Annotated in this window: 1 protein-coding gene; it reads right to left on the reverse strand. The window is 38.0% G+C overall.

All coding sequences use genetic code 11. The features are described 5' to 3' along the window. Positions 1 to 208: 208 nt before the first annotated feature. Positions 209 to 437: Ig-like domain-containing protein (locus tag D7Y15_RS43805; RefSeq protein ID WP_199746081.1), on the reverse strand; the 229-nt coding region annotated here is incomplete at its 5' end.

The raw sequence follows: 437 nt of genomic DNA on the forward strand, positions 1-437 counted from the left end.
TTACTGACCAAGTTATTGCTTTATTAACTGCATCTGTTGGCCCCACCGTTGCTAGCATTTGTAATGTACCATTTGGAATAACTATTGTAGAAATATTTCCTGTTCCTGTCACAGTTATTGTCCCTACTTTACCACTTATAGTTATAGGCAGACTTCCCACAACTTTTGATCCATCTGTTGCAGTTTCATTTACAGTAACCGTTCCATTTTATACTTCGCTTAATAGCCCATTGCTATCAACTGTTGCTTTTCCTGTTCCAGGAGTTACCGACCAAGTCACACTTTTACTAGTCGCCCCTGTTGGTTCAAAACTTGCAGTCATTTGTAATGCTCCACCATCCGTTATTTCATTTCCACTTCCATCTGGTGCATTAACTGTAACTTTAGTAACCTTAACTTGTGGAATTACTTTTACTGTTATATATTTGCTAATTCCC

Source organism: Corallococcus sp. AB030 (genome assembly GCF_003668965.1).
Lineage (GTDB): Bacteria > Myxococcota > Myxococcia > Myxococcales > Myxococcaceae > Corallococcus > Corallococcus exiguus.